We start from the raw sequence: 14,153 nt of genomic DNA, 5'->3' as shown, positions 1-14,153 counted from the left end.
CATTCGCGGGGGCCTTTTGCCCGCTTGCCCGCCCTCGCCTTCCCCGCTCCGCCGGAGACCGTGGCCTCACTGAACCGGGACTCGCCGAACCGTGGCCCGCGGGCGCGCTCAGGTGTCCTTGATCTCGCAGATCGTGGCGCCGGAGGAGATGGTCTGGCCGACCGACGCCGCCAGACCCGTGACGGTGCCCGCCTTGTGGGCGGCGAGCGGCTGCTCCATCTTCATCGCCTCAAGCACGACGATCGTGTCACCGGCCGCGACGGTGTCGCCGTCGGCGATGACGATCTTGACGATCGTGCCCTGCATCGGGCTGATCAGGGAGTCGCCGCTCGCGGCCTTTCCCGCCACCCCGCCGCCGCTCCGGCGCGGCGCCTTCGAGGCCGCGCGGCCCGCCCCCGCGGCGTTGCCGACGGCGAATCCCGAGGGCAGCACCACCTCGAGCCGCTTGCCGCCCACCTCGACGGTGATCCGCTCCCGCTCGCCCGGCTCCCCGGCCGTGCCCCGCTCTCCCTCGTACGGCGGGATCACGGTGTCGAACTCGGTCTCGATCCACCGGGTGTGCACCGAGAACGGCTCGCCCGTGAACGCGGGGTCGTCCACCACGGCCCGGTGAAAGGGCAGCACGGTCGGCATGCCGTCGATCTCGAACTCCGCCAGGGCCCTGCGCGAGCGCTCCAGGGCCTGCCTCCGGGTCGCCCCGGTCACGATCAGCTTGGCGACCAGCGAGTCGAAGGACTGCGGGACGGTCATGCCCGCCTCGTAACCGGCGTCCAGGCGCACCCCGGGACCCGAGGGGGCGCTCATGCTCGTGATCGTGCCGGGGGCGGGCAGGAAGCCGCGCCCGGCGTCCTCTGCGTTGACGCGGAACTCGATCGAGTGGCCGCGCGACACGGGGTCGCCGTAGCCGAGCTCCTCACCGTCGGCGATGCGGAACATCTCCCGCACGAGATCGATGCCCGCGACCTCCTCGGTCACCGGGTGCTCGACCTGCAGACGGGTGTTGACCTCCAGGAAGGAGATCGTGCCGTCCTGACCCACCAGGAACTCGCACGTGCCGGCGCCGACGTAACCCGCTTCGCGCAGGATCGCCTTGGAGCTGGTGTAGAGCAGGTCGAGTTGCTCGGGCGACAGGAAAGGGGCCGGTGCCTCCTCGACCAGTTTCTGGTGGCGGCGCTGCAGCGAGCAGTCGCGGGTGGACACCACGACCACGGTGCCGTGGGCGTCGGCGAGGCACTGGGTCTCCACGTGCCGGGGCCGGTCCAGGTAGCGCTCGACGAAGCACTCGCCCCTGCCGAAGGCGGTGACGGCCTCGCGGACCGCGCTGTCGTACAGGTCGGGGATCTCCTCCAGGGTGCGCGCGACCTTCAGCCCGCGCCCGCCGCCGCCGTACGCGGCCTTGATCGCGATCGGCAGGCCGTGTTCGGTCGCGAAGGCGACGACCTCCTCGCTCCCCGAGACCGGATCCCTGGTGCCCGCCACGAGCGGTGCGCCGACCTTCTGGGCGATGTGACGGGCCTGCACCTTGTCGCCGAGCGCGGTGATCGCGGCCGGCGGCGGGCCGATCCAGGTCAGCCCAGCGTCGATCACGGCCTGGGCGAAGGCGGCGTTCTCGGCGAGGAAGCCGTAGCCGGGGTGCACGGCGTCGGCTCCGGCCTCGGCGGCGACGCCCAGTAGCTTGCCGACGTCGAGGTAGGTCTCCGCGGGAGTCTCGCCGCCGAGCGCGCGGGCCTCGTCCGCGACCCGGACATGGAGCGCGTCCAGATCCTGGTCGGAGTAGACGGCGACGCTGGCCAGCCCGGCGTCCCTACAGGCACGGGCGATCCGTACGGCGATCTCACCACGGTTGGCGATCAGGACCTTGTGCACCGACGTCGTTCCCTTCAGTACGTGCCAGTACGTGCGGAGGAGAGGACTGGCGGGCCTTCAACGGAGTGTAGGCGTCGCCTGACGGCGAGGGTCGGGTGGGTCCCGCAGTCCTGGTCCTGCCCCCGGGGCCCGTTTCCGATATCGCCCCTGAACCTGCTCTCAGCCCCGGCCCCGGTCTCGGCCCTGGTCGCGGCCCTGGTCCCGGCCGTGGTCGCGGTCCTCGTCCCGGTCTCGGCCCCGGCCGGGTCGCGGAGGAGCCCCGTCCGGCCGCTCCGGAGGTCCCACCCTTCACCGCGATCTCGGATAACCGTCCTATAGCCCTCTGAATTACGAAAAATCACGGCAATGGAGAACGTTTAGCCTCTCGGTCACCGAGGGAACGTCCATAGCCGCTTGGCATAACCCGGCCACCTCTGTGATCCTTACGCCTATCGTGATTTCGTTTGGCGACTGACTCTCCCCGACACCGATCCTAAGGAGACTGGCATGAGCCAGAACTTGCTCGGCGGCAATCCCGCGGAAATGCAGCAGATGGCCACCCAGTTCACCCAGCAGGCCGACCAGGTGAGGGCCACCGTGGCCGCCCTCGACCGGGAGGCCGCGAAGGTCGGCACCGCCTGGACGGGGCCCGGTGCCCAGCGTTTCAGCGAGGCCTGGCAGAACTACCGCGCCGCTTTCCAGCGCATGTCCGAGGAGCTGTCCGAGGCTTCCCGGGTCATCAACACCTACCGTGGCAATATCGAGTCCGCCACGCGCTAGAAAACGGCCCGCCGAAATGCCCCGTCCCTCAAGGGAAGGGGCATTTCCGCATTGACGCACTGACAGCGGAGAGGGCGCCGACACGGTGGCCTCCCGTGCGACGACGAACCGTCGGATGACGGCGGCCTCTCATGTGACGGCGGCCTGGATGGGGGTGACCGAGCCCAGGGTCACGAGCAGGCCGCGGCCGGGAGGGCCGCCGACCGCGCCGCGGGGCAGGCGGACGGTGAACAGGTCGCCGTCGGCGGGACTCTGGACCGCGAGCAGCAGGCCCGTCCTGCCCTTGCGGGCCTCGGCCGCGAACCCCCGGTAGGCGGTGGTCAGGTCGCCGGTGGTGCCGCCGATGAGCAGTCCGTGCTCGCCGTCCCTGCCGCTGCGCAGCACCTGTTCCAGCGCGGCCCCCAGGGGGGAGTCGGGGGAGATCAGCTCGGCGTCGTCGACGATCACGACGTAGCGGTCCTGCCCCGCGACGGCCTCGTGCAGGTCGCCGCCCGAGTCCAGCACGGCCAGCACGCCGGGGGTGTCCACCAGCGTGCACAGAGGGCTGCGCCGAGGGGTGACGAGGACCGCGGGGGTGCCGTGGGAGAGCAGCGAGTGGGTGGCGGTCAGCAAGGCCGTCGACCTACCCGACCTGGGCGGACCCGCGACGACCGCCGCCGGGCCGTGGGCGAGCAGGTCGACGCCGAGCGGTGCCAGCGAGTCGCCTCCCGCGCCGAGCAGCGCCCACAGCGGTGAGGGAGGCCGGAAGGAGGGCGCGAGGTCCAGGACCTGCGCGGCGGTGACGCGCATCGGCAGCGCGTCCACCCGCATCGGCGGCTCCGCGGTGATCTTCGGCGCCGAGCGGGCCAGAGCCTGGAGCGTGGCGACCTGCGCCGGTCCCGAGGGGTCGTCGCACAGCAGCGCGATCTGGCTCTCGATCGTGCCGTGCTCGCCGGTGGACAGCGCACGGCCCGGCGCGAGGGTCGCCGGCAGGTCCTTGACGGACAGCCCGGCCAGGCCGTAGTCGGTGGGATCGGCGAGCCGCAGGATCAGCCGGTCTTCGAAGACCGTGGAGATCTGCCCGATCAGCGCCGACCTGTCGCCGGTCACCACGGCCCGCAGTCCCACCGCGGGGCCTTCGCGCAGCAGCTGCATCAGCGACTCGATCAGCCGCCCGTAGTCGTACGCCTCGAACGCGGCGACGAACCCCTCCCACCGGTCGAGCATCAGGACCAGCCAAGGAAGCCGCGGCCCGTCCTCGGCGGCGCGCAACTCGGCCAGCGAGGCGTACCCGGCCTCGGCGAGGAGCTGCTGGCGCCGCCCCACCTCCGCGCGGAGCCTGGCCAGCAGCCGCTCCACCCGGTCGAGCTGGTCGCGGGTCACCACCGCCCCGCAGTGCGGCATCGCCACCAGGGGCAGCAGCGACCCCGAGCCGCAGTCGATCGCGTGCAGGTGGACGTCGTCGGGGGAGGCTCCGGCGGCGATCGCCCCGGCCAGCGTGCGCAGCGCGGTGGAGCGACCGCTGCGCGCGGCGCCCGCGACGAGCAGGTGCCCCCCGTGGGCGAGGTCGAGCGCGAGCGCGCGCCGGTCCTGTGCCCAGGGCAGGTCGGTGATCCCGAAGGCGAGCGGCGGCACCTCCTCGGCCCCCGCCCGGTACGGCAGAGCGCGGGGCGCGTCATCGGGAAGCACGGGCGTCGCGGGAAGGACGGGGACGGTAACGAGGTCGGGGAGCGGTTCGAGCCAGGGACTCGGCTGCTCGGCGACCCCGTCCAGGCGGGCCGCCTCGACCAGGGCGTCGACGAGCAGGGAGAGGTCGGTGACGTGGCCGCTCTCGGCCCCGGCGTGGACCGGCCTGGGCTGTCCCAGGGCCTGCCAGCCGACCTCCGTCACCCGTACCCTCACCTCGCCGCCGGAGGCGCCGGGACTCCGGCCGCCGATCCGCGCGGTCTGCACGGACGTCGCCGCTCCCGCGCCCGACTTCACGTAGCAGCGGCCGGGCGCGGACTTGGGGATGTACGAGGCGTCGGGGCGGCCGATGACGTCGGCCGACTCCGACGTCTCGGTGACCCGCAGGGCGATCCGCAGGGAGGTGTTGGCCTGGATGTCGGCGGTCACCACACCGCCGGGCCGCTGGGTGGCGAGGATGAGATGGATGCCCAGCGAGCGTCCCCGCCTGGCGATGTCGACCAGCCCGGTCATGAAGTCGGGCAGCTCGCTCACCATGGCCGCGAACTCGTCGATGACCAGCACCAGCCGGGGCAGCGGCGGCGGGGGCTCCAGGGACGCAGAGGTACCGGAACGCCCGCGCAGTGGCCTGACCTGCGGGCCGCCTCCGGCGACGAGCAGGTCGCGGGAGGCGCGGGCGGTGCGGGTGTCGCGCAGCTCGTGGTAGTCCTCGATGTCCTTCGCCCCTGCGGCCAGCAGCAGGCGCTCGCGGCGGCGGATCTCCGCGGCGAGCGAGGCGAGGGCTCGCTGGGTGAGGTGGCCGTCGAGGTCGCTCACCATGCCGACGGTGTGCGGCAACCGCACGCACTCCTTGAACGCGGCGCCGCCCTTGTAGTCGATGAGCACGAACGTCATCTCGTCCGGCCGGTTCGCCACCGCGAGCGAGGAGATCAGGGTCTGCAGCAGCTCCGACTTGCCCGCGCCCGTGGTGCCCGCGATGAGCGCGTGCGGCCCGTCCCTGCGCAGGTCGACGGAGAACGGCCCCTCGGGGCCCACGCCCACCACGGCCTCGGTGGCCCGTCCCCAGCGCCCGGTCAGGGCCGCGCCGGAGAGCGAGGGCAGCTCCAGCAGGTCCAGCAGCCGCGCGGAGTCCGGCAGGGCGAGTCCGGCGTCGTCGCGGCTGACGTCGCGGATCGGCGCCATCGAGCGGGCCAGCCTGTCGCACCAGGCGGACGTCACCTGGTCGGCGAGGATCTCACCGAGGTCGTCCAGGCCGCCGCCGCGCAGCCGCACCGTGCCGTCGGCCTCCACGGCGGCGACGGTGGCGCACTCCTCGGGCAGCAGCCGCTGGTCGCCGTCGACGGCCAGGGTGTGGACGCCCGCCCTGGGACCCTGGCGCAGCACCTGGGGCATGCCGGGCAGGGCGCGCAGCGCCTGCGCGCCGTCGAGCACGACCAGCACGTCGTAGGGACGCTCGTCGTAGACGGGGGCGGCGTACGGCTGATCGGCACCGGTGCCCGCGGCTCCGCCCAGATCGCCCCAGCCGCTCGGGATACGGCCCAGTTTGGCCGCGGGACCCGCGGCGGCGTCGTCACCGAGGCGCTCGTCGATCAGCGCGGCGAGCTCGCTCACCCGGCGGGCCGCGCTTTCCGGGTCGGCGCCGACCAGGGCCACGCAGTCCTCGCCTCCGCGCGGGGCGCAGTGCGGCAGCCAGCGGACCCAGTTCCAGCGTTCCTCGCCGTCGCCGTGCGCGGACAGGACGACGATCGCCAGGTCGCGGGGGCTGTGCAGGGTGGCTGCCTGGCCGACCAGCCAGCGCGCCACCCCCGCCGTCGTGTTCCTCGGCCCGGTGAGGCCGGCGACGCCCAGGCGGCGCATGGCCAGCGCCACCGGTACCGCCTGGCAGGTGGGCGGCGCGGGCAGTGGGGCGTCGGCCGGTGCGGAGCGCTCGGGGGTGAACTCCAGATCGGCGGGGAGGTCGGCGAGGCCGATCCGCAGCCGCAGCGCGTCGGGGTCGTGGTCGCGCCGCTCCCAGAGCCGCCGCCGGGGGCCGGTCACGGTGAGCAGCACCTCGGCGGGGTCGGGCGCGGCGGCGCGGCGGGCGGTCTCGTCGTCGGCGCGCGCCCGCTCCACGGCCGCCTCGAAGACCTCAAGCCGCTGCTTGTACTCCTTGAGCTGCTGGCGGTACTGCTTGCGACCGTGCCGCCTGTCGCTCCACCACTGGCCGATCATGATCAGTGGTGTCATGAACGCGAACAGCAGGAAGTACGGCGATTTGAGGGCGATGGCGAGGCCCACTCCCAGCGCGGCGGGCAGGAACGCGGTGAGCAGCTGCAGCCGCATCGTCTCCGCCCGCCTGGGCTCGGCCGGGACCTCGAAGCGCCGCGCGCCGCCCGGCGGCCGGAACCTGGGCGGCCGGTTGTAGGCGAGCCCGCCGTCGGGTTGCGCGTCCAGGTGGGCGTCGGGCGGCTCCACCGCCTTGAGGGTGAGCACGGTGCCGCCGCAGCTCAGCAGGGCGTGTTCCGGCCAGGGCAGCGGGCCTTCCAGGGGGTCGTGGCCCAGCAGGGGTGCCGTGCCCTCCCCGGGTTCCACGGTGATGGCGTCCGGGGTGAGCCGTACCACCGCGGCCCGCGCGGGCAGCCTGGGGTCGGCCACGGCGACCGAGCAGGCGGGGTCGGAGCCGATGGTGTGCACGCCCAGGCTGAGGCGGTGCACGGAGCCCGCGGCGGGCCCGCCGACCACCCGGATCTCCACGATCCCGCCGGGCTCCTCGGCGAGGGTGGCCACCGCGAGGGAGCGGTCGAGGGTGACGAGGTCGCCGTCGCGGAGCAGGCCGAGCGCGGGGGCGGCGGGGTCGAGGGGGCGGCCGTCCATCCACAGCGTCGGGGGCTCGGCCCCGGCGGAGTCGCGATCCAGCCCGTACGGGGCCTTGCTGCGCGTCAGCCGCACCACGTTGCTCGGTCGCTCGCCGCCCTGGCCCGCCAGGGACTCCGCGAGCCGTGCCACCGTGGTCGTCTCGTCGCCCTCGACCACGACATCGCGGTCGGCGTGCTCGCTGAGCACGGTGAGCATGATCCGCATCGCCGCTCTCCTCGGGTCAGGCCGCGGGTCCACCGTACAGAGTGAAAACCATCCCGGTGGGAGTGTTCGCGGCAATGTCGTGACTCACCACCGGTATGTGGAAAACGGGAAAACCTGTGGATAACCATCTGGGGATGATGACCGGTTATACCGTCTCAAGTGGGCATTTGTCGCCGTGGAGGCTTCGTGGCGGTGACCTGCTCGTGATGCGGGGCTGTGGAAAACCTGTTCGGAGAACCGGGGGGAAGTCGCGCGCTCCGCTCCGGATCCGGAAACCGGCGGCATCCCCTTCCGGGGCGGGCATGCCGGGCACGGGAATGAGGGGTGAAAAAGCTGGGGTGATTGGTACGAGAGTTAATTACCGTCCATATCACCCGGATAAGCCTCCCGTCAGCTAGCCAAACGGACATCTTCTTCTGAAGTGGCGTTGACAGAGGTGTTCCTATCAAACGAGCATGGGTCCTGGCTTTTGTCCGACAGTCCGTCCGCATGGTGCGCATAATGGCGTAAATTCGACCAGTAGTTCCCCATATTTTTGAGCACTCTGGGAGTCCCCCTACCCATGAGGACCAGTGAGAAGCCAACGGGCCGCGTCCCGGTGAACGCCGAGCGTCAGACCTCGGCGGGCGCCCTGTCCGGTCCGGCGTCGCGCAAGCTTCCCGTGCCCCCACGCGAGCGCAAACCCGCCCTCGCAGCCCTCGCCGTCCTCCTCATCCTGGGCGGCGCCCTCGCCACCACGCTGCTCGTCCTGCGCAGCGGCGACCGCGTCTCGGCGATCGCCGTCTCCCAGCAGATCGGCGCCGGACAGCCCTTCACCGAGGCGATGCTCAAGGAGGTCCAGATCGCCGACACCGGCATCGGCTACGTGGCCTGGTCCCAGCGCGCCCGCGTCACCGAGAACTTCGCCCGCGTCACCCTCCTGCCCGGCACGCTCCTCACCCGCGACATGGTGGTCTCCTCCAGCAGGGAGCTCGGCCCGGGCAAGGCCCAGGTCGGCCTCGCGCTCAAACCCGGCCAGACGCCGGGCACGTTGGAGCGCGGAGACCGGGTCCAGGTCGTCCACGTGCCGAGCAAGGGCGGCGGCGCCGACAGGGAGAGCCGGGTGCTGGCGCAGAGCGCCCTCGTCCACCAGATCGGCACGCCGGGCAGGACAGGGGCGAACGGCCTGGTCACCATCATCGTGGACAGCTCCGTCTCACCACAGATCGTCGCGTACGCCTCCGCGGGTGAGATCGCCCTCGCCGAGCTGCCGGGAGCGCGCTGACGTGGCGCTCATCGTGCTGGCCGCCGACAAGGGCGCGCCCGGCGTGACCACGGCGGCCACCGCGCTCGGCGCGATCTGGCCGCGTCCGGTGCTGCTCGCCGAGTGCGACCCGGCGGGCGGCGACCTCGCCTACCGCCTGCCCGCCGCCGACGGCGGCGTGCTCAACCCCGCGCGCGGCCTGCTCACCCTGGGGGCCACGGCCCGCAGGGGCCTGCACCCCGGCCAGATCCACGAGCACACCCAGAAGATCGTCGGTGGTCTGGACGTGCTGGCCGGGCTCACCCACGGTGAGCAGGCGTCCGGGCTGACCTGGCTCTGGGGTCCGCTCGGCCGGGCGCTGGCCACGCTGCCCGACGCCGACGTGCTCGCCGACTGCGGGCGTCTCGGCGGACACCCGCAGCTCGCCGAGCTGACCGGTGAGGCCGCGCTGGTGGTGCTGTTCACGAGGGCGAGCCTCGACCACGTCGCCCACCTGCGCGAACGCCTGCAGATCATGCCGCGCGAGCCCCAGGTGGGCGTGGTGGTGATCGCCGACCCCCGCCAGTACCGCACGACCATCGACGAGGTGCGCCGGATCGTCGCGGGCACCGGCAGGCACGTCGCCTTCGTGAGCGGGCTCGCGCACGACCCCAAGGGCGCCGAGCTGCTGCGCGGCCAGTGGGGCGGACGTCTGGACCGCTCCCTGCTGATCCGCACCGCCAGGGAGCTGGGCGGACGTCTCGACGCCCAGCTCCGCGCCCAGGAGTCGGCGGAGTCGGCCTTCCGCGCACGGGAGCAGGCCGCACGCTCGCCGGTCGAGCCGTCGAGCGGAGCGAGGCCGTGACCATCGACCACACGCTGGTGAAGCGTTTCCGGCAGGACGTCGGCGACAGGCTCGCCCACCAGCGCCGCCTCGACCAGGCGAGCGGCCTGCCACCGATGAGCGGCGAGGACGAGCGCCAGTTCGCCCGCGCACTGATCGCCCAGATCCTCGAGGAGTTCGCCCGCGGCGAGATCGGCGTCGGCAGGACGCCGCCCACCGCCGAGGAGGAGGAGGCGCTGGCCGCGGGGATCCACGCGGCCCTGTTCGGCGTCGGCCGCCTCCAGCCGCTGCTCGACGACCCCGAGGTCGAGAACATCGACATCAACGGCTGCGACCGGGTGTTCGTCGGCTACGCCGACGGCCAGGAGCTCATGCGCGAGCCGGTGGCCGAGTCCGACGAGGAGCTGGTGGAGCTGATCCAGATCCTCGCCGCCTACAGCGGCCTGTCCAGCAGGCCGTTCGACACCGCCAACCCCCAGCTCGACCTGCGCCTGCCCGACGGCTCCCGACTCTCGGCCGTGATGGACGTGACGGTGCGCCCGTCCATCTCCATCCGCCGTTCCCGGCTGGGCAAGGTGTTTCTCAGCGACCTCGTGGGAAACGGCAGCCTCACCCCCGAGCTGGGGCGGTTCCTCTCGGCCGCGGTGGCGGCGAGGAAGAACATCATGATCTCCGGTTCGACGAACGCGGGGAAGACGACCCTGTTGCGCGCGCTCGCCAACGAGATCCCGCCGTCCGAGCGCCTCATCACCGTCGAACGCGCGCTGGAACTCGGCCTCGACCAGTTTCCCGAGCTGCACCCCAACGTGGTCGCCTTCGAGCAAAGGCTCCCCAACTCCGAGGGGCAGGGCGAGATCACCATGGCGGAGCTGGTCCGCCGCTCCCTGCGCATGAACCCCTCCAGGGTGATCGTCGGTGAGGTCCTCGGCGACGAGATCGTCACCATGCTCAACGCGATGACCCAGGGCAACGACGGCTCGCTGTCGACCATCCACGCCAACTCCTCGATGGAGGTCTTCAACCGCATCGCCACCTACGCCCTCCAGGCCTCGGAGCGCCTGCCGATCGAGGCCACCCACATGCTCATCGCCGGCGCGATCGACTTCGTGGTGTTCATCGAGAAGCGCAACGACTACGCGGTGGGCGGCAGGCTGCGCCGTTTCGTGTCGAGCGTGCGCGAGGTGGCGGGGGTGGACGGGCGGGTGCTCTCCTCCGAGGTGTTCGCGAGGGCGCCCGACGGCCGGGTGATACCGCACGCCCCGCTGTCGTGCCTTGAGGAGCTCGCCCACTTCGGCTACGACCCGGGAGGCTGGACATGACGTCCCTGCCTCCGGGCCTGTTCGACCCCCTGGTGCTGCTCTCCGGCCTCGCGCTCGGCGCCGGGCTCTTCCTGCTCTTCCTCTCCCTGTACGGGGTGCCCGTCCGGCCGGCCACCCCCGGCAGGTCGGCGGGCAGGCGCGAGTTCCTGCGCGCGCTGTCCACCCGGTCGGCGGTGGGGGTCATCGCCGGGGTGCTCGTGCTCGTGGTGACCGGGTGGCCGGTCATGGCGGTGGGAGCCGTGCTCCTCGCCCTGGCCTGGCGCGGCCTGTCCGGCGGCGCCGCGGAGGAACGGACCGCGATGCGGCGGCTGGAGGCCCTGGCGGCCTGGACCGAGTCGCTCCGCGACACCATCGCCGGGGCGTCCGGGCTGGAACAGGCGATCCCGTCCTCGATCCGGGCGGCCGCCCCCACCCTGCGCCCGCACCTGCGGTCCATGGTCGACCGCCTGCACACCAGGATGGCGCTGCCCGACGCGCTCAGGCTCTTCGCCGACGAGCTCGACGACCCCTCCGCCGACCTGGTCGTGGCCGCCCTCATCCTCAACTCCAAGCTGCGCGGCCCCGGCCTGCGCGACGTACTCGGCGCGCTGGCCGTGTCGGCCCGCGAGGAGCTCGACATGCGCCGCCGGGTCGAGGCCGAGCGCCGCTCCACCCGCCGCAGCGTGCAGATCGTGGTCGGTACGGCCCTCGCCTTCGCCGTCATGCTCGTCGTGTTCAACCCCTCCTACGTCGAGGAGTACGACAACACGCTCGGCCAGGCGGTGCTCGTGGTGGTCGCCGGATTCTTCGGCGCCGGGTTCGCCTGGATGCGCCGCCTGGCCCGCTTCGACAAGCCCGCCCGCCTGCTCGGCCTGCCCTCCGGAGGCGAGGTGCGCGATGACTGAGGCGCTGCTCGCGGGATCGGTGCTCGGGATGGGCCTGTTCCTGCTGCTGCGGGCGCTGTTTCCCGCCCGCCCCGGGCTGGTGACGCGCCTGATGGCGCTCGACGCCGCCAGGGAGGGCACCGACGCGCCCCGGGCGCGGCTCATCCTGCCCGACGAGGAGGTGAGCGCGTTCCGGCGCGGCCTGGGGGAGCGGATGGCCCGCTTCTACGCCGCGCGGGGCTGGGAGGCCCGCTCGGCGAGAGCCGACCTCGCGCTGCTCGGCAGGTCGTTCGAGGGCTTCCTCGCCACCAAGGTGCTGCTTGCGGTCTCCGGGCTGCTGGCGTTCCCGCTGCTGGTCGGCTGGCTGGTGCTGATGGGGTGGGGCCTGTCCCTCAGCGTTCCGCTGTGGGCGGCGCTCGTGGTCGCCGGGGTCTTCTTCGTCCTGCCCGATCTGCAGGTCAAGCGGGACGCCGCGCGGATGCGCCGCGACTTCCGGCACGTCGTCGGCTCCTTCCTCGACCTCGTCGCGATGAACCTGGCGGGCGGGCGAGGGGTTCCCGAGGCGTTGATGATGGCGGTCTCGGTGGGCAGCCCCGGACCCGACGAGGACGGGGCCAACTGGGCGATGTCCCGTATCCGCGAGGCGCTCGGCAACGCCAGGATCGTCGGCATCACCCCCTGGCAGGCCCTCGGCCAGCTCGGTGACGAGATCAACGTCGACGAGCTGCGCGACCTGTCCGCCGCCCTCGGGCTGGTCGCCGACGACGGCGCCAAGGTCCGTACCTCCCTCACCGCCCGCGCCGCGACCATGCGGCGCCGAGAGCTCGCCGAGATCGAGGGGCAGGCGGGTGAGCGCTCCCAGTCGATGCTCGTCGCCCAGCTCCTGCTCTGCGCGGGTTTTGTGATCTTTCTGAGTTTCCCGGCCGCTATGAAGATGTTGGGGTCCTGACCATGCTGAGCCATCCGTGGATCGTCTACGCGGCCGCCGTTCTGAGCGTCCGGATCGAGAAGGCGCGCAACGCCCCCACCCGGGGCGCCTCCGCCGTCGAATGGGTCATCATCACGGCCATCATCGCCGGGGTGGCGCTCGGACTCGCCACCCTCATCAAGACCCTCGTCGAGGGTAAGCAGGCCGAGATCTCCAACCAGTTCGGCGGCGGGGGCGGCGGAGGCGGGGGCGGCGAACTTGGAGACCCGTGAGCGCGCGCGACGCCGCACCCGAGGAGACCGGGAGAGGGGCGGCGAGCGCGAACGGGAGGCGAGAGCGCGCCCCTGCGGCGGGGACCGTGGTGGCGAGCGTGGTGCCACGGTCGTCGAGCTGGCGATCATCATGCCGGTGGTGCTGGTCGTCGTCCTGCTCATCGTGCAGTCCGCCCTGTGGTTCCACGGACGTCAGATCGCCGACGCCGCGGCGAGGGAGGGGGCGCGGCTCGCCAGGGTCGACACCGAGTCCTGGCAGCAGGACGCCGAGTCCCGCGCCCAGGAGCTGATCCGCACCATCGGCCCGAAACTCCTCGAAGGCGCCACGGTCACCGCCTGGGAGGAGGGCGACCAGCGGGGTGTCGAGGTGAGTGCCTCGGCGGTCCAGGTCGTCCCGCTGCTGCCGTCCACCACGTTCACCGTCACCGCGCGCTTCGGCGGTCCCATCGAGTGCTTCCGTCCCGACGACGGGAGCGAAGGATGCGAGTGATCCCCTTGACGTCCAGCGGGGACAGGCGCGAGCGCGGGTCGCTCAGCACCGAGACGGTGCTGCTCGCCCCGGTCTTCCTGCTGTTCCTGCTCTTCCTGGTGGGGGCGGGAAGGGTGGTCGAGGCCCAGGGCGAGGTCAACGGCGCCGCCAGGGACGCCGCCAGGGCCGCCTCCGTCGAGCGCACCCTGGCCGACGCCGAGGCCGCCGCGGACGAGGCGGCCCGCGGAGCACTGTCGGGCGAGTGCGAGCCGCAGGTCAGCCTGTCCGGTACGACCTGGGAGGAGGGCGGCCAGGTCCACGCGGAGGTGACCTGCTCCCTGGACCTGGACTTCCTGGGCTTCGGGGCGGCCAAGGACATCAAGGGCGACTCGGTGGTCCCGCTGGAGCAGTTCAGGAGGGTCGAGGAGTGAACCCCGCGCACCCGTCTCCTCCCGCCGCGCTCGGCGAGCGGGGGTCGATGTCGATCTTCACGGTGATCTTCTCGGTGGTGGTGTTCCTGCTGGCCGGGCTGCTCGTCGACGGCGGGGCCGCCATCAACGCCCGGCTGCGGGCGGCCGACGTCGCCGAACAGGCCGCCAGATCCGCCGCCGACCAGATCGACGTCGAGCACCTGCGCTCCACCGGCCAGGCCCGGCTGCTGGGGGAGGGGGAGGCCTGCGGGCAGGCCGAGGAGATCGTCTCCGCTCACGGCGGCGGCGACGTACAGCTCACGGAATGCACCCTCGGCGGCGGCCAGGGCGAGGTCACCGTGAGCGTCTCCGTCACCTGGAAGGCGTTCTTCCTGTCCGCCTTCGGCTTCCCCGGTTCGGAGATGGAGGCCGAGGCCACGGCCGGGCCGGACGTCGGGGAAGACCAATTGCCGTGA

The 14,153-nt window shown here is 72.6% G+C and carries 12 protein-coding genes; 10 read left to right on the top strand and 2 right to left on the bottom strand.

What is annotated here, in order from left to right; translation table 11 throughout:
* Positions 1-108: 108 nt before the first annotated feature.
* Complete coding sequence (locus tag ACIBH4_RS08180) at positions 109-1,866, bottom strand: biotin carboxylase N-terminal domain-containing protein (protein ID WP_362763167.1); 1,758 nt, start codon at positions 1,864-1,866, stop codon at positions 109-111.
* Between the two features lie 486 nt (positions 1,867-2,352).
* On the opposite strand from ACIBH4_RS08180, the gene ACIBH4_RS08175 reads away from it, so the two are divergent.
* Entirely contained in the window at positions 2,353-2,625 is a 273-nt protein-coding gene (locus ACIBH4_RS08175) for a WXG100 family type VII secretion target (protein WP_350946392.1), read from the top strand.
* Between the two features lie 129 nt (positions 2,626-2,754).
* On the opposite strand, the gene ACIBH4_RS08170 is transcribed toward ACIBH4_RS08175, so the two are convergent.
* The gene (locus ACIBH4_RS08170; protein WP_362763170.1) at positions 2,755-7,350 is read right to left on the bottom strand and encodes an FtsK/SpoIIIE domain-containing protein; all 4,596 of its coding nucleotides are present in this window, start codon (positions 7,348-7,350) and stop codon (positions 2,755-2,757) included.
* A 562-nt stretch (positions 7,351-7,912) separates the two neighbouring features.
* Between ACIBH4_RS08170 and ACIBH4_RS08165 the strand changes: the two genes are divergently transcribed.
* Genes ACIBH4_RS08165 through ACIBH4_RS08125 form a run of 9 tightly spaced genes read left to right on the top strand, consistent with a single transcriptional unit; the run spans position 7,913 to position 14,153 of the window.
* Positions 7,913-8,614, top strand: coding sequence for a hypothetical protein (locus tag ACIBH4_RS08165; RefSeq protein WP_362502529.1), 702 nt, complete (start codon positions 7,913-7,915; stop codon positions 8,612-8,614).
* Between the two features lies 1 nt (position 8,615).
* Entirely contained in the window at positions 8,616-9,437 is an 822-nt protein-coding gene (locus ACIBH4_RS08160; protein WP_362502526.1) for a hypothetical protein, read from the top strand.
* Positions 9,434-10,735: an ATPase, T2SS/T4P/T4SS family gene (locus tag ACIBH4_RS08155; protein ID WP_362502523.1), complete on the top strand. Its 1,302-nt coding sequence runs from the start codon at positions 9,434-9,436 to the stop codon at positions 10,733-10,735. Before ACIBH4_RS08160 ends, ACIBH4_RS08155 begins: the two co-directional genes overlap by 4 nt.
* Positions 10,732-11,619 carry a type II secretion system F family protein gene (locus ACIBH4_RS08150; RefSeq protein ID WP_350946397.1) on the top strand — a complete coding sequence of 296 codons (888 nt, stop codon included), beginning with the start codon at positions 10,732-10,734 and terminating at the stop codon, positions 11,617-11,619. The genes ACIBH4_RS08155 and ACIBH4_RS08150 overlap by 4 nt, the downstream gene beginning before the upstream one ends.
* Positions 11,612-12,547 (top strand): type II secretion system protein, encoded by a 936-nt coding sequence (locus ACIBH4_RS08145; protein ID WP_362763173.1) that lies wholly within the window; start codon positions 11,612-11,614, stop codon positions 12,545-12,547. The genes ACIBH4_RS08150 and ACIBH4_RS08145 overlap by 8 nt, the downstream gene beginning before the upstream one ends.
* A gap of 2 nt (positions 12,548-12,549) precedes the next feature.
* A complete protein-coding gene (locus ACIBH4_RS08140) occupies positions 12,550-12,798 on the top strand; it encodes a hypothetical protein (protein WP_362502517.1) in 249 nt (82 codons plus the stop codon).
* Entirely contained in the window at positions 12,785-13,288 is a 504-nt protein-coding gene (locus ACIBH4_RS08135; RefSeq protein WP_362763176.1) for a TadE family protein, read from the top strand. Before ACIBH4_RS08140 ends, ACIBH4_RS08135 begins: the two co-directional genes overlap by 14 nt.
* Entirely contained in the window at positions 13,285-13,698 is a 414-nt protein-coding gene (locus ACIBH4_RS08130) for a TadE/TadG family type IV pilus assembly protein (RefSeq protein WP_362502511.1), read from the top strand. Before ACIBH4_RS08135 ends, ACIBH4_RS08130 begins: the two co-directional genes overlap by 4 nt.
* Complete coding sequence (locus ACIBH4_RS08125) at positions 13,695-14,153, top strand: flp pilus-assembly TadE/G-like family protein (RefSeq protein ID WP_362763179.1); 459 nt, start codon at positions 13,695-13,697, stop codon at positions 14,151-14,153. Before ACIBH4_RS08130 ends, ACIBH4_RS08125 begins: the two co-directional genes overlap by 4 nt.

The sequence above is a fragment of the Streptosporangium sp. NPDC050284 genome (assembly GCF_044459525.1).
Taxonomy (GTDB): Bacteria; Actinomycetota; Actinomycetes; order Streptosporangiales; family Streptosporangiaceae; genus Streptosporangium.
This window is presented reverse-complemented; position numbering and strand designations above follow the sequence as displayed.

Bases quoted from the DNA above. Each gene is read 5' to 3' on its own strand.
- ACIBH4_RS08145 (WP_362763173.1), top strand. From the start codon at position 11,612: ATGACTGAGGCGCTGCTCGCGGGATCGGTGCTCGGGATGGGCCTGTTC.
- ACIBH4_RS08175 (WP_350946392.1), top strand. From the start codon at position 2,353: ATGAGCCAGAACTTGCTCGGCGGCAATCCCGCGGAAATGCAGCAGATG.
- ACIBH4_RS08170 (WP_362763170.1), bottom strand. From the start codon at position 7,350: ATGCGGATCATGCTCACCGTGCTCAGCGAGCACGCCGACCGCGATGTC.
- ACIBH4_RS08165 (WP_362502529.1), top strand. From the start codon at position 7,913: ATGAGGACCAGTGAGAAGCCAACGGGCCGCGTCCCGGTGAACGCCGAG.
- ACIBH4_RS08150 (WP_350946397.1), top strand. From the start codon at position 10,732: ATGACGTCCCTGCCTCCGGGCCTGTTCGACCCCCTGGTGCTGCTCTCC.
- ACIBH4_RS08140 (WP_362502517.1), top strand. From the start codon at position 12,550: ATGCTGAGCCATCCGTGGATCGTCTACGCGGCCGCCGTTCTGAGCGTC.